Genomic DNA, 17,413 nt, shown 5'->3' on the forward strand with positions numbered 1-17,413 from the left:
GTTCTACCTGAAAGAGGACTTTCTCCACGATTACTCGACAGGGGTTTCAGATGAAATCGTTGGTCATCGGTGGAACCGGGCAACTTGGAGCGAATTTAGTTCGGGGGCTACTTGAGCGTGGGGACCAGGTTCGTGTGTTGCATCGATCCACCAGTAACACCTTCACGATTGATGGGCTGAATGTTGAGCGTGTGGTGGGTGATCTCAATGACGGAGAGTCCTTGCGCCTCGGCTGTGAGGGCAGGGATGTGGTCTATCACACCGCCGGGTATTATCCGTCTGGGACGATTCCGGTTGAGGTGGCCAAAGGGCAGGCTCTGAAAGAAACGGCACTCGTGTTAGAGGCTGTCCGTGCGGCCAGGGTGGACCGGCTTGTTTTCGCCAGTACGCTCACGACTGTGGGATTTCCCAAAACGGTCGGACATCCAGCCAATGAAACCTGTCAATTTTCAACCCGATATACGAACAATCCGTATCTCATGGCCAAGGCCGCCATGGAAGAGAAGATTCTGCAATCGGTTCACCAGGGTATTCCCGCAGTGGTGGTGATCCCGACGGAGTTTTTCGGCCCCTACGATCAGCAACCGACAAGCGGCACCCATATTCTCATGCTCGCGAAGGGGCGGATGCCGGTATATGTCCCAGGCCGGGTGAATGTCACTGATGTGCGGGATGTGGCCGTGGCCATGATCCGGGCGGCAGAGCGCGGTCGTGTCGGGGAACGCTATCTGGTGGGTAACTGGAATACGACACAAAAAGACTTGAATGAACTCATTGCGCAGGAGGTTGGAGTGCCGCCTCCTTTTTTTCCGGTTCCATTAGCTCTCGCCCGGTGGGGAGCAAAAGTCGGGGAGTGGGTTTCACGTTCTCTCTTACGCCGGCCCCCCTTTGTGCCTGCCTTTTTTGTCGAAGTGATGGCGCACATGCAGCATTACGATTGCTCAAAAGCTCAGCGAGAATTGGATTATCCGCGGAGTGCCCCTCAAGGGGCAATTGAGGATGCGGTTACCTGGTTTCGGGAAAATGGGTACCTCTAGGGTAAAAATTTTCATTTCATAGTTAGACATTGCATGGGCCAATTGTGATTGCAGGGCTCTTCAATTCCCCTGTCATACTGATCCAATGGCCAAGGGGCTGTGCCCGGGTTGATGTGCTAAGGCTGTGCCAGATCCTTCGATTCCCTCAGGGTGGCAACTTCATCACGGCTTACTCTAATCGTTGCTTGCTCAGCATTCATGATACATCGTCTGATAAATGCAGCGCAGATTCTTGTACCTGTAGTGAGCCTGTGGAATGTTCCCATGCGTCACCTCTCCTCACAGCCCCTTTTCTTTTGACGGTGGAGAGCCGGCGTGCCGAAGTGCAATTTGGGCCGCCTGAAAGGAGATCTTGCCGGAAGAGTCTTGAGGGGTCGAACGGGAGGAGAAATTGAGAATGCCGCCGCCCGCAGGGAATGCGATCTTTAATATCTGGAGTCAAAGCAACGGGCGGTCGCTTTCAAGCCGTACCACCTGATTCTTCTTCGGCCTTATTTAAGACTTGTGAAAAACGACCTCCGACAAGTGTGGTGACTTTTCCCATCACTTCGGTCAGCTCTTTCCACTCTTCGGGTTTCAACTCTTCTTTGAGATTCGGATGGAGTCCCCATTTAGCACTGACCTGCTTGCCATCCCGTTGAATCACGACGTAGAGAATTTCTGTTTCCTGGGAATCGGTTGCTGCTGGTGTCGTTCCCGAACTGCTTTGTGCCATGCATGTTCCCCCTGTTAAGAATGTGTTGAGCCGATTGTACTGCATTGCCCTGTTCCCTGTAACCACCCACCATCCCTCATGTTGACCATCGCTCCGCGTTTGTGTGACTTTTGGCGGTAGGGTACATTCTTTCATGGGGGGACGGTCTGCCCATTCCTGATATTTTCAGGAAAAAGGCGAAGTTTCGAAATGACAGTGTTTGGTGAGCTGACCATGCGGGTGTTCACTTTTTTATGGGGGTAGTCTGATATGGAATTACAACGGCCCAAGTTTTGGGACAATATCAATATGAACGATCTGGCCAGGAATTTTTTCGAAGGTCTCTTAATCCTGGTGCCGGTAGTGACGACGTTGTATGTGGCGTGGTTGGTACTTCAAACCATTGATGGCTGGCTGAATATTCCCGTACCGGGTGTGGGATTTCTGATCACGATCGGGTTAATCACCTTAACCGGCCGATATGCGTCCACCGTGTTTGTACAAAAAATGTTGGATGTATTGGAACGGGTGTTGGTGAAAGCGCCTTTCGTCAAAATTCTCTATACCTCGCTCAAAGATCTGATTGCAGCGTTTATGGGAGAAAAGCGGCGGTTCGATCAGCCGGTTTTGGTGTCTCTGGTTCCTGGTGGTCATGCCGAAGCGGTAGGCTTTGTGACTCGAACGGATTTGGATTTTCTCGGCCTGCTTGACCATGTGGCCGTCTATTTTCCGCAATCCTATAATTTTGCGGGAAATATCTTAATCTTTCCCAAAGGACAAGTTCATCCCTTGGAGGCAGAAAGTGCGGATGTCATGGCATTTATTGTGTCAGGGGGCGTCTCCGGGGGACAAAATGGGGAAGGGGGTTAGGACTACAGGAACTTTCCTCAGTAATGTAAATGGGGCCGGTGGTAATTTCATTCCCATAACTGAGAGAAACAAGTCACAATTTCTGAAGGAATGTGTTTTACCGTTCCATCATGAAAGACAAACATTTACCCCTCGTCATTCAAGTTGCTTCGAACGTACCGCCTGTCATATGTGATGACCCTGAAATATGTATTTAGCCGCCCTGTATAGCGGCTCTTTGCACCTGGAGCGATCCCCGTTGGGGGACGTGCGCGCCAAGCTAGGATGGCCCGCAGTGGATGAGCGAGTGTGATCCACGACCCCCATGTTCACATGTCTGAGCAAACGAACAGATTCAACCCTTTCGGAGAAACTTACCAATGGGGATTGGGCAGATACGCATCACCGCATGTATGTGATGAATCGGAGGGTTTTTTGAGAGATACACGACTGGCAGTCATTATTATGACAGGATGATGGGAGATTGATCGTGAACATGATGACCAAAGAGATTCAAGTTGTGAAAATTGGACTGGGCCTCGTGCTGTTGGGACTGATGTTTGGTGTGGGAATGGGAATTCTTTTCGGTATCAATGAAGATATGTATAAAGGTTATATTAAACAGGGAATTGAAGCGAATCCGGCAGTCCATGATGCCAAAAGTGCGGATAAGATTTGGCGATATGCCCAACGTGCGCACTTCCATGCAACGGGTATTGCCGCCTTTTCACTGGGACTGATCATACTCACCATGTTGTCTGGAATGAAATCCCGATACAAAAAGGCCTCTGCAATTTTTCTCGGCCTCAGCAGTTTGTATCCACTTTCTTGGCTGACCATGTTTCTCCTGGCTCCGTCCATCGGGCGTGGTCCGGCTCATGAACATTTTCTTACGGAAATTTTCGTGTATACGGGTGTGGGAGGCTTATTAATAGGCGGTGCTCTTCTTTGCGGAAATCTGTTTTTAGGATCCTTTCGCGAAGAGACCTCGTAGGCCTTGTTGCGGGAAGTATTTCACTCGGCACCAAACCACCGGAATTAAATGGATGAAAACACCAGCCATCTAGCCTGAGAAAGACCAACCATGCTTTTCCCTCAGGCCGATGTAAACGGACGGTAATTTCACTTCCCCTCCTTCAAATGAGTATCCTATTAGGAGGTTTCTCGAGAATTTGAGGAAGCCGGTCTCCACTCATCATCTTCTCTTTATGGCGCTCCAAGCAAATTTCCTCTATACGTGTGAAGAGATCATGTAGTCCCGGGCGCCGTGTCCAAATAGTATTCTCCCCTATTTTTCTCTTTTAAACATGAAATAATGGAAGGCAAAGGAGGATGGGATGTGTGGATAACCCGTTAACCCCCTTTTCCCTCTGTTAACTGTTCAGATAGGGCATGTGAAAATTTTACCTAAGCAATTCAAAGGTCGGAGCCCTTAGTCAAGAAATAGAGTTCACGGTAAATTTTGCCCATCACTCAAGGATGAATGGAACCGATAACGAATTGAATCAGAGGTTCATATTGTGGAATAGACATTCATCTTTTAGAATTAATATTCAAGGCCGATTAGAACTATCTCGGTAAAAGGCATTGTTATGAAAGCGACTCCCAATCCTCGGGCGGAAAGAAAACAGCGGGAATATGAAGCCCGGCGTGAAGAAATCTTGCTGGCCGCGGAGCGAAAGTTTTCCCAGAACGGATTTTTTAAAACCAGCATGGCCGAAATCGCCGAGGCCGCTCAATTTGCCATGGGGACGGTGTACCGGTTTTTTAAAAGCAAAGAAGACATCTATATCTCTCTGGTGGAAGCCAAGGTGGAGGAATTACTCCGGCTCTTGGAAGAAGCGACGCACAGCCGTCTCCCGGCCCAGGAGAAGTTACGTGCGGTAATTCAGGTGAAGTTAGCTTTCGCTGATCAAAACCGTGCGTTCTTCCGTATTTATGTCTCTGAGTGGAGCGGGTTTGAATGGACGGTGAAAAGCGCGTTTGGCGAGCGGGTGTGGAAACGGTACTTGGCGCAAATTGATCTTGTTGCAAATCTCATTAAGGAGGGCATTAGGACCGGAGAATTCCGCAAAGTGAATCCCAAAGATACCTCCTTGGCGTTTCATGGCATGTTAAACTCCACCATCTATCTTTGGATTCTCCAGTCAGGCCCCAAAGAATCGCTTGTAGACAAAGGCAAGTGGTTGGGGTCGTTGTTGCTTGACGGTCTCGGGACTTCAACCTTAAAAAGGCCAATGTAAACGTATGACATGTCCGCCTAAAAGCTCTATCTGGTTGGTGTTTGCCCTGGTCCTAGGTGTGCAGGGCTTGCAGGGGTGTAGCGAACAGGAGGCGGCCCAGCCGCCAACGGGGCGTCCACCCTCTCCGGTCAAGATTGTGACCGTTTCGAGCAAGCAGGTTCAGCGATCCGTCTCATTGGTGGGAACAGCGGAGCCACGCAAGCGAAGTCTTGTAGCCAGTGAAGTGGCCGGGCTGGTCAAAGCCTTCCCCGGTAAAGAAGGGCAGTTTGTGAAGAAAGGCCAACTGCTTGCCAGTCTTCGAACAGACACCCTGGACATCCGCCTTGACTCGGCAGTAGCTTCGCATCGTGAAGCCAAAGCCCGCTATGAACAGGCGCAGAAGGATTTGGACCGAATCAAAGTGTTGTTTGCCAAAGAACTGGTGACTCAAAAGGAAATGGATGATGCGGTTGTTGAAGAAAGCGCTCTGGAAAAGCGGCTGATTCAATTAGAAGCGGAAATTCGACTTGTACGTGATCAAGTAACCAAATCAAAAATCATGGCACCTTTTCCCGGCTGGATCACGAAAGAATATACGGAAATCGGCCAATGGGTCGAGGAGGGTGGACCAGTGGTGGAATTGGTAGATCTGGCAAAGGTCGAGGTGCAAGTACCGCTTCCGGAAGAATATGTGCGGGATGTCAGGGTCGGGGATCCAGTGATGGCGGAGTTCGATGCCCTGCCTGGAGTGGAGGTTGAGGGAACAGTCTTTTCGGTCATCGCGCAAGCCGATCGGTCGGCACGGACATTTCCGGTCAAAGTCGTTTTGGCCAATCCGGATTTACGCATTAAAAGCGGGATGGTCGCACGGGTGAAGCTAGCGGTGGGCGCTCCTTACCAGGCGGTCGTGATCCCCAAGGATGCCCTGGTGCTCAAAGGAGGCAAGGAATTCGCCTTTATTGTGGCCAATAACACTGTTACGCAGGTAGCGGTGATCCCCATAGCCCATTTTGAGGACGTGGTAGAAGTGCAGGGAGCTATTGAAGAAGGCATGCAGATAGTCGTGGAAGGGAATGAACGCCTCCTGCCCGGTCAGTCGGTCAGAATTTTAGAGGAGCCGGTAAAAACATGAATCTGGTTCATTCCGCCATCCGTTATCCGGTCAGCACGGCAGTGGGTGTGCTCTTAGTGGTGTTGTTCGGCATTGTGGCGTTGGTGAAGCTCCCGGTTCAATTGGCCCCTGATGTGGAAAAGCATGAGGTCACCGTGGATACCGTTTGGCCTGGGGGAAGCCCGCATGAAATCGAGCGTGAAATCATCGATGAGCAGGAAGAGCAACTCAAAGGCGTCGAAGGACTGGAAAAAATGTTCAGCGAAAGTTCCTACGGTCAGGGAAAAGTCATTCTCCGATTTCCCACAGGAACGAACACGGATACCGCCTTACTCCAAGTTTCCAACCGGTTGAATCAGGTCAAGGAATATCCGCTTGAGGCGGATGAACCCGTCATTAGCAGTGCGGATACCCGTGGGGCCGCCATGGCCTGGTTTATTTTAGACACTTTAGAAGGAAATCCCGTCAACATTGAAACCATGCGGGATTTTGCAGAGGATATCATCAAAGCCCGTTTCGAACGGGTCCAGGGTGTCGCGGCTTCGAATGTTTACGGTGGGCGGGAGCGGGAGCTTCGGGTGACGGTCGATCCGGCTAAATTAGCGTCCAGAGCGTTAACCATTATGGATTTGGCTCGAGCGTTAGATCAGGAGAATAGGGATTACAGTGCCGGAGATTTCGATGAGGGTAAACGGTCGTATGTCGTACGTACGGTGGGGGAATATCTCAATCCCCAGGATGTGGAAAATGTCATCATCGCCCGGCGTGATGGCGCGTCGGTGTATGTACGGGATGTGGCGACTGCCCATATTGATTACAAGGATCCGACCGTTGTGGTGCGACAAAAAGGCCATCCAGCCATCGCAATCAACGCGATACGGCAAACCGGGGCCAATGTGTTGGAAGCCATGGACGGTCTCCGGGAGGCCGCCAGTGAGCTCAATGAAGAAATTTTGAATGCGCGGGGGTTTCAGTTATTTCAGGTCTATGATGAAACCACTTACATTAACCGATCCCTGACTCTGGTCCAGCAAAATTTAATCGTCGGGAGTATATTGGCGATTTCCATTTTGTATTTATTTCTCCGCACGGGCAGTAGCACCCTGGTGGTCGGTTTGGCCATCCCGATCAGCATGATGGGAACGTTTATTATGCTGTGGGCGTTGGGCCGGAACTTCAATGTCATCAGTTTAGCGGGAATGACGTTTGCTGCCGGGATGTTGGTGGATAATTCCATTGTGGTGTTGGAAAATATTTATCGTCATCGGGAATTGGGCAAATCGTTATTCCAAGCGGCATACGATGGCACTGTGGAGGTGTGGGGTGCAGTGCTGGCCAGTACTCTCACGACTATTGCTGTTTTTGTTCCCATTGTGTTCATGGAAGAACAATCCGGTCAATTGTTTCGGGATATCGCTATTGCGATCAGTGCGGGAGTGGGGTTGAGCCTTGTGGTCTCAATGACGGTGATTCCATCATTGTCTGCACGGGTGTTAACCACGGTGAAAAAGTCCAAAGGGGAGCAAGCACCCGGTACGTGGACTGCCGCGGGATTTACGGAGAGTGGTTCGATGGCGGGACGGCATTCCTGGTTGGATCGTATCAAAGAGGCCCTGGGTTCTTTGGTATACGGTTTGAGTGGCAGTGTCTTCTGGCGAAGTGTGACGATTCTGGGATTCACCTCCCTTGCGATACTGGGAAGCTGGGCTTTGTTACCGAAGGCGGAGTATCTTCCTCAGGGAAACCGGAATCTTGTCATCGGCATTCTGCTTCCTCCTCCGGGGTATAACACTCACGAATTTGTCAAAATGGGAAAGCCGATTGAATCGACCCTAAGCCCCTATTGGGACGCAAAGCCAGGCTCCCCGGAGGAAGCGGCTTTGGATGGCCCCAGTATTGCCAATTTTTTCTATGTGGCACGGGGGCGATCCGTCTTTATGGGCGGTCGAGTGAATGATCCGAGCCGCGTGAAGGAATTGATCCCCCTGTTCCGTCGAGCCACGGCGGACCTTCCGGGCGTGATTGGGATCATCACCCAACGCGGCCTGTTTGAGCGTGGTCTTGGTGAAGGACGAAACATCGATATTGAGATCACCGGGCCGGAGTTGGACACGCTTGTTCAATTAGGTGTTCAGGTGTTCGGTCAGGTGAAAGGGGTGCTCCCCGAGGCACAGGTCAGACCCATTCCCAGTCTGGATTTGGGAAGTCCGGAAGTCCGGGTCACCGTCAAACGGGATCGTGCGGCGGATGTGCAAATGACGAATCAGGAACTCGGATTTACCATTGATGCCCTGGTCGATGGGGCAAAGGCCAGTGATTACCAATTTGAAGGAGATGAGGTTGATCTTACGATTCGTGGGATCGATAAATATGCCAATCAGACGCAGTCGCTGACCTCGATCCCAATCTATACCAAGGGGGGGCAATTGACGACGGTCGGCAATATTGCTGATGTCTCCCTGGTAGCTGGCCCCGAACAAATTAATCATATTGAACGGGAACGATCCATTGTGATTCAGGTGATCCCGCCGGTTGAGATGGCGCTGGAGGAGGCGATGGATGTCATTCGAACGCAAATCCTTGGGCCATTGAAAGAAAGTGGGACGTTAGGACGTTTGTATAATGTCCGCCTGTCGGGGACGGCCGATGATCTTACCGAAACCTATGATGCGTTAAAATGGAATTTTCTGTTGGCCTTTACTATTACCTACCTCCTGATGGCGGCCTTGTTCGAAAGTTTTCTCTATCCTCTGGTCATTATTTTTACGGTGCCGTTTGCCGCAGCCGGTGGATTCCTGGGGCTTTCTCTGGTCAATAATTTTATCGCGTATCAACCATTAGATGTGCTGACCATGTTAGGCTTTGTCATTCTCATTGGAGTGGTGGTCAATAATGCCATTCTAGTGGTGCACCAGGCCTTAAATTTCATGAGGGGACCGGAAGAGGGGGATTCGTTTGGGGGAGAATCGGGACAAGGATTACCTCTTCGGGAGGCAATTCGTGAATCCGTCAAAATCCGTGTCCGGCCGATTATGATGACGACACTCACGACGCTCTTTGGCCTCTTTCCGCTTGTGGTCTCATCCGGCGCGGGCTCCGAGCTGTATCGGGGTATCGGAAGTGTGGTACTGGGTGGCCTCTTGGTCTCCACCGTGTTCACCCTTATTGTTATTCCGGCATTGTTTACTCTGGTCGTTGATACGCAGCGCAAGTGGGTAGAGGCTAGAAATCCTCAATTAGCTGAACAGCCGTCGGGCGGCGCTTTGTAACTTGGAGGCGAAGGGACAAGAAATGATGGGAGTCCAGTGTTGGAAGGTGGTTGGGCTATGCGCAGTGTGTCTTATGGTGTCTGGCGGATTCGGTGCCGTGACCTGGGCGGCTTCCCCGGAGCCTTCAACCGCTCGGGACCTTCCCGAGTTGCGGCTGAGTTTGCGAGAGGCGATGGATGCGGCTGTCGATCAAAATCCAACGGTCCGTTTGTTTAACGAACGTATTACACAGGCGCAGGATGTCGCGAATACACAACTTGGTGAATTATTGCCCAATCTTTCAGGGACGGCAGGCGCATCCCGGCGTCGATTCTTTACGGGATCGTTTGGCTCGAGTGCCACAGTCGTCGGTCCCAGGGATTTTTACGAAATGAGGGCATTTCTCACCCAGAATGTGTTCAGCTTAAGTCTCATTCAAAAATGGCGGGCTGCCAAAGCGGGAGTGGATGTGGCAGGGTTGGATGCCGAAGTCACCAAACGGGATACCATGGCTACCGCAGGTCTGATTTATTTGGAAACGCTTCGGGCTAAGGCGGCGGTGGATGCTCGGACCGCGGATGTGGCGTTGAATAAGGAATTACTGCGTTTGGCGGCGGAACGAAAATCCGCGGGGATGGCGACCAGTTTGGATGTGACGCGTGCGAAGGTTCAATTGGAAAACGCCAGACAGCGATTATTAGTCGCTGAAAATGAGCGGGATCGTGCCAAACTCAATTTGATTCGTGCCATGGGGCTGTCGTTCGAGGTGCGGCTGGTGCTCACGGATGAAATGAAAATGGTGAATGTCTCCGAACAATCCATCGGAGAAGCCTTGCAGGTGGCAAAAGAAAACCGGACCGAACTGAAGGCGCAGCAGAACCGTCAGCGTCTGGCGTCCTTGTCGTTAAGTTCAGTGACGAACGAACGGATTCCCACTATTCAGGCCCTGGGGGATGTGGGCATGATTGGCAATCAAATCCCCAATGCGTTGACCACCGACAATGTTCAGGTATTAATGAGAGTGCCGATTTTCGATGGCGGAATGCGGGAAGCCAGAATTTCAGAGAGTCGCAGTCTGCTCAGACAGGAAGCCATCAGAACGCAGGATGTGCAATATCAAGTGGGATTGGAAGTTCGTGATGCGCTGATCACCATGAGTTCGGCCAAACAGCAAGTCGCGGTTGCGGAAGAAGGCTTAAAACTTTCACTGACTGAATTGGAACTCTCGCGTGAACGGTTCGCAGTCGGTGTCGCCACGAATATTGAAGTCACTGATGCGCAAACCCGTGTGGCGCAAGCCAGGGATAATTTGATCGAAGGCCTCTTCACATTTAATGCCTCCCGGCTGAGTCTGGCCCGGGCTCAGGGTCAGTTGGAAAAATTATAATAGATCGGGCCCGTTCGCCCAAAAGGGAATATGACGACACTCCAACTCAAACAAGAAATCCGGTCAGAAGCGAACAAGCGTCGGACCTTTGCCATCATCAGCCATCCGGACGCTGGTAAAACCACGTTGACCGAAAAGCTCCTGCTTTACTCAGGGCTGGTCCGCACCGCCGGTATGGTCGGGGGGCGAAAAAACCGGAAAATGGCCACGTCGGATTGGATGGAAATGGAGCAGGAGCGCGGCATCTCCATTACCGCCTCGGCGATGCAATTTCCTTATAAACAGGCTGTGATCAATGTGTTGGATACGCCTGGCCATCAGGATTTTTGCGAGGACACGTACCGGACACTCACGGCCGCAGATAGCGCAATCATGGTCATTGACGCGGCGAAGGGTGTTGAAACGCAAACACGAAAACTGTTTGAAGTCTGCCGTCTCCGTCGGATTCCCGTACTGACTTTCATCAATAAGATGGATTTGCCGGGACGGGCTCCACTGGATCTCATGTCAGAAGTGGAGGATGTATTGGGCATTCATGCCAGTCCCATTAACTGGCCCATCGGGTCCGGACAGGATTTTCTCGGTGTGGTGAACCGGCAAACCCGAAAAGTGTTGCTCTATACCAAAACGGCTGCGGGAGGGGCGGCGAAACCGGATCTCATGGAACTCTCATTGGACGATCCCTCGGTGAAAGACCGTATGGCGGGGTATATCTGGGATGAATTGATGCATGATTTGGAATTGCTGGATATCGCTGGGAATCCCTTCTCGAAAGATGATTTTCAAAATGGAAAAGTCACGCCCGTCTTCTTCGGATCTGCCATGACCAATTTCGGTGTGGAAGCATTCTTCGATGCATTTGTGGATCTGGCGCCTCCCGCTCGCGGTCGATTAGCGGATGCCCCGGATGGCCATGAGCTGATGATCGATCCGGTGGATACACCATTTAGCGCCTATGTATTTAAACTCCAGGCCAATATGAATCCACGCCATCGCGACAGCACGGCTTTTTTACGAGTCTGTTCAGGGAGATTCGAGCGGGATGTGGTGGTCAAACATCATCGGACCAACACGGAGGTTCGGCTCTCACGGCCCCACAGTATGGTGGCGAAGGAACGCAATACGGTCGATGTGGCCTATCCCGGGGATGTCATTGGGATTATCAATCCCGGAATTTTTCAAATCGGTGACACGATTTCGGTGGCGGACCGCTTTAATTATAAACCGCTTCCACAATTTCAACCCGAAGTCTTTGCCCGTGTGCGGCCGACCGATACGGGTATGCGGAAATCGTTCGACAAAGGGATCGAGCAACTCGCCAGGGAAGGGACCATTCAAATTCTTCGGAGTCTGGACGAGCTGGAATTTTTTGTGGCCGCTGTGGGCAAACTTCAATTTGATGTACTGGAATTCCGTTTGCAAAGCGAATACCGCGTCAAAGTGGTGGTGGATGTGTTGCCCTATGAATCCAGCGCCTGGCTGGTAGGCGATGTTGAGACCTTTAAACCGCCCTCTGATGCCCTTGTCGTTAAAGACAGCCGGGACCGAGCCGTCGTTCTGTTTCGCAGCTCGTGGTCGAAAAACTTCGCCGGCGAACGTAATCCCGATCACAGTTTCCGCGATATGGGGTAGTCATGAATCAATGTTGCTCTATATCAGATGTTCTGCTTAATACCTCTTTTCTGAAATCCTATCCCTGAAATTGAGTAGGGGGTGTAACCTCCATATTTTCCTCAGACTTTCCCGCGATTTTGTTTTGACCTCTTCAGTTGTTTCGGTCCACCTTCAGCACGCTGCGGTCCTCTTGTTTCAATAGGATTTACAATGACTTGTAACGGGAGATCAGAAGGAAAGACCAATCATCATCAGGTTGGATTGAATCCCGAGGAAAGTGAAAATCACAATTTGGGTTTTGTAGAAAACGTATTCATTGAAAGCAGAGGCAACACATGAAGCAAACATGGAAGGGCATACTGACGGATTTGACCATCTTAGCCACAACGGTTTGGCTATTCAATTTTCCTTCGATAAGTGTGGCGACAAGTATTCCTGCTCCTGAAATTACCAGCTCGACTTGGTTGAATTCCGGGCCCTTACAAATGGAAAAATTGCGCGGCAAGGTGGTGCTGGTGGAGTTTTGGACATTTGGATGCTGGAACTGCCGGAATATCGAACCCTATGTCAAAGAATGGCATGACAAGTACGCCAAACAAGGGCTGGTTGTGATTGCGGTACATTCTCCGGAATTCAAATATGAATACGATGTAGAAAAGGTCAAAGGGTACATTCAGGAGCACCATATTCCCTATGCCGTGCCAATCGATAATGAATTCCTGAACTGGCGGCAGTACCGAAATCGCTATTGGCCGACGCTGTATTTGATCGATAAGAAGGGAAATATTCAATACACCAAGATCGGTGAAGGTAGCTATGAGGAAACCGAAAAAACTATTCAGCAGCTACTAGCCGAACCGACATAAACAGGGTGCTGATGAAGAGGTATACAAAGATCAATAGGTAGCGAGAAGGTTGGAGGAAAGAGCACTTGATGAAACCGTGATCCGGTTTCGATCAAGGGGGAGATGACAGGCTTATTCTTGACGACATTTCTTGAGTACCTCAGCCATCTCCTGATGGATATGACCGTTGGTAGCGATAAGGGTGCTGCCATAGATGGAGTAGGGTTCGCCCGCATAATTTGTTAACTTTCCCCCGGCCTCTTCCAGGATGACCTTTCCTGCCGCAGTGTCCCACGGATTGAGTTGTAGTTCCCAAAAGCCATCGAATCGGCCGCAGGCGAGGTAGCAGAGATCAATCGCGGCGGTGCCGGTGCGGCGCATCCCACGCGCACGGAGGGTGAATGCGCAAAATTCCTTAAGATTGTTATCTTTGGCGGTGTGCACGTCATAGGCAAAGCCGGTGACGAGTAACGCTTGATTTAATTGATGTGTCGCCGAGACATGAATGGGTGTGCCGTTGAGTGTGGCCCCCTTCCCTTGTTGCCCCAGAAACAATTCGTCCCGTGTGGGATCATAGACCACTCCTAGGACGCAGGTGCCTTCAAATTCCACCCCGATAGAGACATTGTACATGGGAAAGCCATGGGTGAAATTGGTGGTGCCGTCCAGGGGATCGACGATCCATTTGACGGGATGGGTGGGGATGTTCTGCAGGCCTTGTTCCTCGCTGAGAATCTGGTGTTCGGGAAACGCAAGTCGGATGGTCTGAATGACCGCTTCTTCTGAGCGTAGGTCAGCTTCGGTGACCAGGTTGATGGCTTGATCTTTTTGATGGATCTGAAATCCTTTTTTTGCATAGTCGAGCAGGATCGCCCCGCCCTGCCTGGCGGCTTGAATGGCGATGCGGGTGAACGAGTGATAGTCGGTAGGGGATAGTGGCATAGATGATGGGGAACAGACCGGTTTTCAGCATACCTGAAGTCTGCGGAAATCCCAAGCGCCAGGAGGCGATCAGGGGAATGTGTTGTGTGAGTGTTTAAGGGGGTTGAAGAGAAAAACACACCGGGAGTGGGTGGCCCCACTCCCGGTGGCACTGCAGGTGGGATCTACAGCTACTTCTTCTTGGTTTTTGCTTTAGCTTTGGGTTTCGCGGCCGCGGCCTTTTTCTTTGGAGCGGCTTTCTTTTTCGTTGCTGCCAATTCACTCACCCCCTTTCAGATCATACAATCATGTCCGTCAATGCGGGTCAGACGGCTTTGGTTAAAGATTTTTCGTGATTGACTTCGAATGTATTGGGCCCGACTTTTCGAAAACGAGGGTCCCTTTTTAAGGATGTAGCGACCGACGTGACAGGAGTTTTTCCCCGAATAGGCATCCCACCTTCTTTGAGACGTTGAAAAAGTTCTTTGGCGTGCAATGGACGACCTACCTCCTGGAGAACCATATACACTGCATCAGGGACGCTCATGCCCACGTATTTGCTTCGGCCTAGGAGAATTTCCCTCGACTTAGACGCGACATCCGTGTCGGCTGAGGACAGATGTCCCTCTTTTTCCGAGAAGATCTGGCTGGAGAGACTCGCCAGCTTCGCTTTGTCAGCTTCGACGCGATAGAGGGTTTTTGCCAACTCCAGATATTTCTCAACCGTCGCAATTTCCTCACCTACCTGCTCCCGTTTTTTTTGGAGATCTTTGAGTTTGCGCTCATAAACGCTAATGCGCTGTTCCAGCCCATCGCTGATATCTTTAAGCTGGTCATTTTGATCCTCCATTTCGCAGGCTCCACCATATGTTGAGTCTCATTCTATTCGTGTTTTAAAGCAAAGTCAACAAGCAAGCTTTAAATTTTTATTTTTAAAGGATGCCTTCAAACAAATATGCAAATTATGATTGGTTGATTATAAGTCAATGGCATGTTTGTGAAGAGATAATTATGAGATTACATGTTGAAAATGAAAGCCTAAACTTAGTGCCTTATGATTTTTTAAATCCAATATTTGGTATGTTATTCCTCATTTACTATTCATGAATGTGCTTTATTAACTAGGTAATATATCGTGGTCAGGAATTACTTACTGATGTTTTGACGGTGAGGAATTGACCGAAAAATTTTTATAATAATTGGCCATAAAGTGTCATATTGTTTATTGATGAGGTTTTACAGGTCGAAAGTATGGTATGGAATAACTCGTCGTTGAAGCATGCCATGAAGGAAATTACAACAGGTTGTGTTGTAGAAATACCTAATATTAATTTGGCATTTTGAGGAATTCTCGACGATTCTATGAGATGGCTTGGGAATGTAGGGATGCTATGATTGTTATTATATTTGATTGTGGAATTTAGACCTAATGACCAAAAATACCGCCCGTCTTAACCTGCTTGCTCTCAGCGCGAATGAACTGAATGCATTCATTCAGCAATTCGGTTGGCCACGATATCGGGCCGATCAAATCCTCCGATGGCTCTACCAACTTCGTGCAGTGGATATTGAAGCGATGACCAATTTGTCAAAAGCCGACCGAGCCAGGTTGCAGGAGGTGGCGACCATTCACCGCATGGGGTCTTTACCTCCAACGATTGCCAGCGATGGCACCGTAAAATTTGTATGGAATTTGGAGGATGGCCTGGCTGTGGAAACGATATTAATCCCGGATGGTCGTCGACGGACATTGTGTCTGTCATCTCAGGTCGGCTGCACGCTGGATTGTGGCTTTTGTTTAACGGCCGAAATGGGCCTGAAGCGAAGTTTGCGCGCGCATGAAATTGTCGGGCAGGTGTTGAATGTCCAAGCCTATCTGCCGGAAGGGGAGCATCTGTCTTCCTTGGTGTTCATGGGAATGGGAGAACCATTGGTGAATTTTGAGCCGGTGGCAGAAGCCATCCAGCGTCTCACCAATATTGAGTGGGGTTTGGGTTTTTCTCCACGACGTATTACGGTGTCCACAGCAGGATGGATTCCGCGATTTCCAGATGTGCGGCGATTAGGCGTGAATCTGGCCATATCCTTAAATGGCACAACCAATGAGCAGCGGTCACATCTGATGCCTGCAGTGAATGGGCGCTATGATTTATCCGAATTGCTTGGTGCCTGTCGCGAATATACCCAATTCAGCGAGCGTCCTCTGACGTTTGAGTATGTGTTGTTAGCCGGGGTCAATGATTCACCGGAGGATGCCAGGCGTTTGGTGCGGCTATTACAGGGAATCCGGTGTAAGGTGAATTTGATTCCCTTTAATGAATTCCCGGGGAACCCATTTCGGCGTCCGTCATCAGAAGTTATTGATGCCTTTCAAGGTATTCTAAGAAGCAAGGGTCTGGATGTGTTTCTCCGAAAAAGCCGGGGAGATGATGTGTTGGGGGCTTGCGGACAATTGGGTCGATCAGCTTCCGAAGTTTTAAATCAGACGACTACGAACAAGAAAAGGAGTCTTCCTCTCTATGCTCAACCTTGAACCAACTCTGCAGGGGAAGTACGAGACCTTGCAAGAACTCTTTCACCAAATGGGATCGGTAGTAATCGCGTTTTCTGGAGGGGTCGACAGCACCCTTGTGTTAAAAGTGGGCTTTGACACACTTGGTGCGCAGACCAAAGCAGTCACGGCAATTTCGCCAACATTTCCCGCATTGGAAGTGGAAGAAGTCAAGCGATTAAGCGCCGCGATCGGGGCGCCCTTGCAATTGGTAGAAACGGATCAGTTGCAAATTGATGCGTTCGTGAAAAATGATGCAACCCGTTGCTTTCATTGCAAGACAGACTTATACCGGTTGCTTTCCGGCCTTCGGGATGCCGTGGGATTTCAGACAATCGTAGACGGGACTAATGTGGATGATTTAGGAGAAGAGCGTCCCGGTATCAATGCGGCCCGACAACTCGGCGTGCGGAGTCCTTTGGTTGAAGCAGGATTCGGTAAGGCGGATATTCGGGAATTGGCAAAAGGTTTAGGTCTAGCCAATTGGAATAAGCCGGCTGCCGCCTGTTTGAGTTCACGAATTACGCGTGGTCTTCCCATCACGAAGACCTACCTTTCCCGGGTAGAGCGTGCCGAGGCCTTTTTGGTTGCTCAAGGAGTGACGCAAGTGCGGGTTCGCCTTCACGGCGATTTGGCAAGAATCGAGATTGACCCAACCCAAATGTCGATTTTGACTCAAGAACCGGAAAGATCCCAATTAGTGGAGGAATTTAAGAAGCTGGGATTTCAAACGGTCACGCTGGACTTAGAAGGGTATCGGGCCGGAGGTGGGAATCTTTCCTCCAACGAACGATCGAAACGTAGATCATGATTTTTGGGAACGGGTCACTGGAAGTGTCACTGAAAAACCGTTCTTTGCGGGTGTTTTGGGGAATATCAAAAAAAAAGAGGGAAGTGATTCTTCCCTCTTTTTTTTGTGAGTGGCGTTTTGATG

14 protein-coding genes are annotated in these 17,413 nt (G+C 50.3%); 11 read left to right on the forward strand and 3 right to left on the reverse strand.

Translation table 11 applies throughout. The annotated features are described in order from the left end of the window. Window positions 1–50 precede the first annotated feature (50 nt). The gene (locus LX98_RS01480) at window positions 51–1,037 is read left to right on the forward strand and encodes an NAD-dependent epimerase/dehydratase family protein (protein ID WP_496427216.1); all 987 of its coding nucleotides are present in this window, start codon (window positions 51–53) and stop codon (window positions 1,035–1,037) included. Window positions 1,038–1,497: 460 nt separating this feature from the next. Here the strand turns inward: LX98_RS01480 and LX98_RS01485 are convergent, their stop codons facing one another. After that, a complete protein-coding gene (locus LX98_RS01485; protein ID WP_447963368.1) occupies window positions 1,498–1,752 on the reverse strand; it encodes a hypothetical protein in 255 nt (84 codons plus the stop codon). 249 nt (window positions 1,753–2,001) lie between these two features. Between LX98_RS01485 and LX98_RS01490 the strand changes: the two genes are divergently transcribed. From LX98_RS01490 to LX98_RS01525, 8 genes are all read left to right on the forward strand, one after another. After that, window positions 2,002–2,601, forward strand: a complete 600-nt coding sequence (locus LX98_RS01490; protein WP_496427217.1) for a DUF502 domain-containing protein — start codon at window positions 2,002–2,004, stop codon at window positions 2,599–2,601. 475 nt (window positions 2,602–3,076) lie between these two features. After that, a complete protein-coding gene (locus tag LX98_RS01495; RefSeq protein ID WP_496427218.1) occupies window positions 3,077–3,574 on the forward strand; it encodes a hypothetical protein in 498 nt (165 codons plus the stop codon). A gap of 598 nt (window positions 3,575–4,172) precedes the next feature. Beyond that, window positions 4,173–4,823, forward strand: a complete 651-nt coding sequence (locus LX98_RS01500) for a TetR family transcriptional regulator (RefSeq protein ID WP_496427219.1) — start codon at window positions 4,173–4,175, stop codon at window positions 4,821–4,823. A gap of 4 nt (window positions 4,824–4,827) precedes the next feature. After that, window positions 4,828–5,934 carry an efflux RND transporter periplasmic adaptor subunit gene (locus tag LX98_RS01505; protein ID WP_496427220.1) on the forward strand — a complete coding sequence of 369 codons (1,107 nt, stop codon included), beginning with the start codon at window positions 4,828–4,830 and terminating at the stop codon, window positions 5,932–5,934. Then, window positions 5,931–9,182: an efflux RND transporter permease subunit gene (locus LX98_RS01510; protein ID WP_496427221.1), complete on the forward strand. Its 3,252-nt coding sequence runs from the start codon at window positions 5,931–5,933 to the stop codon at window positions 9,180–9,182. Before LX98_RS01505 ends, LX98_RS01510 begins: the two co-directional genes overlap by 4 nt. A gap of 22 nt (window positions 9,183–9,204) precedes the next feature. Continuing rightward, window positions 9,205–10,548 carry a TolC family protein gene (locus tag LX98_RS01515; protein ID WP_496427222.1) on the forward strand — a complete coding sequence of 448 codons (1,344 nt, stop codon included), beginning with the start codon at window positions 9,205–9,207 and terminating at the stop codon, window positions 10,546–10,548. A 30-nt stretch (window positions 10,549–10,578) separates the two neighbouring features. Continuing rightward, entirely contained in the window at window positions 10,579–12,180 is a 1,602-nt protein-coding gene (locus tag LX98_RS01520; RefSeq protein ID WP_496427223.1) for a peptide chain release factor 3, read from the forward strand. A 317-nt stretch (window positions 12,181–12,497) separates the two neighbouring features. Then, window positions 12,498–13,028 carry a redoxin domain-containing protein gene (locus LX98_RS01525; RefSeq protein ID WP_496427224.1) on the forward strand — a complete coding sequence of 177 codons (531 nt, stop codon included), beginning with the start codon at window positions 12,498–12,500 and terminating at the stop codon, window positions 13,026–13,028. Between the two features lie 111 nt (window positions 13,029–13,139). On the opposite strand, the gene LX98_RS01530 is transcribed toward LX98_RS01525, so the two are convergent. Continuing rightward, complete coding sequence (locus tag LX98_RS01530) at window positions 13,140–13,949, reverse strand: inositol monophosphatase family protein (RefSeq protein ID WP_496427225.1); 810 nt, start codon at window positions 13,947–13,949, stop codon at window positions 13,140–13,142. Window positions 13,950–14,253: 304 nt separating this feature from the next. Beyond that, window positions 14,254–14,778 carry a winged helix-turn-helix domain-containing protein gene (locus LX98_RS01535; RefSeq protein ID WP_312644486.1) on the reverse strand — a complete coding sequence of 175 codons (525 nt, stop codon included), beginning with the start codon at window positions 14,776–14,778 and terminating at the stop codon, window positions 14,254–14,256. A gap of 579 nt (window positions 14,779–15,357) precedes the next feature. Here LX98_RS01535 and rlmN point away from each other — a divergent pair. Both rlmN and larE read left to right on the forward strand, forming a co-directional pair. Then, the gene (gene rlmN / locus LX98_RS01540) at window positions 15,358–16,461 is read left to right on the forward strand and encodes a dual-specificity RNA methyltransferase RlmN (protein WP_496427226.1); all 1,104 of its coding nucleotides are present in this window, start codon (window positions 15,358–15,360) and stop codon (window positions 16,459–16,461) included. Continuing rightward, on the forward strand, window positions 16,448–17,290 hold the full coding sequence (gene larE, locus LX98_RS01545; RefSeq protein ID WP_496427227.1) for an ATP-dependent sacrificial sulfur transferase LarE: 843 nt from the start codon (window positions 16,448–16,450) through the stop codon (window positions 17,288–17,290). The genes rlmN and larE overlap by 14 nt, the downstream gene beginning before the upstream one ends. The last annotated feature ends 123 nt before the right edge of the window (window positions 17,291–17,413 follow it).

It is taken from the genome of Nitrospira marina (genome assembly GCF_059568365.1).

Bases quoted from the DNA above. Each gene is read 5' to 3' on its own strand.
- LX98_RS01480 (WP_496427216.1), top strand. From the start codon at position 51: ATGAAATCGTTGGTCATCGGTGGAACCGGGCAACTTGGAGCGAATTTA.
- LX98_RS01485 (WP_447963368.1), bottom strand. From the start codon at position 1,752: ATGGCACAAAGCAGTTCGGGAACGACACCAGCAGCAACCGATTCCCAG.
- LX98_RS01490 (WP_496427217.1), top strand. From the start codon at position 2,002: ATGGAATTACAACGGCCCAAGTTTTGGGACAATATCAATATGAACGAT.
- LX98_RS01495 (WP_496427218.1), top strand. From the start codon at position 3,077: ATGATGACCAAAGAGATTCAAGTTGTGAAAATTGGACTGGGCCTCGTG.
- LX98_RS01500 (WP_496427219.1), top strand. From the start codon at position 4,173: ATGAAAGCGACTCCCAATCCTCGGGCGGAAAGAAAACAGCGGGAATAT.
- LX98_RS01505 (WP_496427220.1), top strand. From the start codon at position 4,828: ATGACATGTCCGCCTAAAAGCTCTATCTGGTTGGTGTTTGCCCTGGTC.
- LX98_RS01510 (WP_496427221.1), top strand. From the start codon at position 5,931: ATGAATCTGGTTCATTCCGCCATCCGTTATCCGGTCAGCACGGCAGTG.
- LX98_RS01515 (WP_496427222.1), top strand. From the start codon at position 9,205: ATGATGGGAGTCCAGTGTTGGAAGGTGGTTGGGCTATGCGCAGTGTGT.
- LX98_RS01520 (WP_496427223.1), top strand. From the start codon at position 10,579: ATGACGACACTCCAACTCAAACAAGAAATCCGGTCAGAAGCGAACAAG.
- LX98_RS01525 (WP_496427224.1), top strand. From the start codon at position 12,498: ATGAAGCAAACATGGAAGGGCATACTGACGGATTTGACCATCTTAGCC.
- LX98_RS01530 (WP_496427225.1), bottom strand. From the start codon at position 13,949: ATGCCACTATCCCCTACCGACTATCACTCGTTCACCCGCATCGCCATT.
- LX98_RS01535 (WP_312644486.1), bottom strand. From the start codon at position 14,778: ATGGAGGATCAAAATGACCAGCTTAAAGATATCAGCGATGGGCTGGAA.
- rlmN (WP_496427226.1), top strand. From the start codon at position 15,358: ATGACCAAAAATACCGCCCGTCTTAACCTGCTTGCTCTCAGCGCGAAT.
- larE (WP_496427227.1), top strand. From the start codon at position 16,448: ATGCTCAACCTTGAACCAACTCTGCAGGGGAAGTACGAGACCTTGCAA.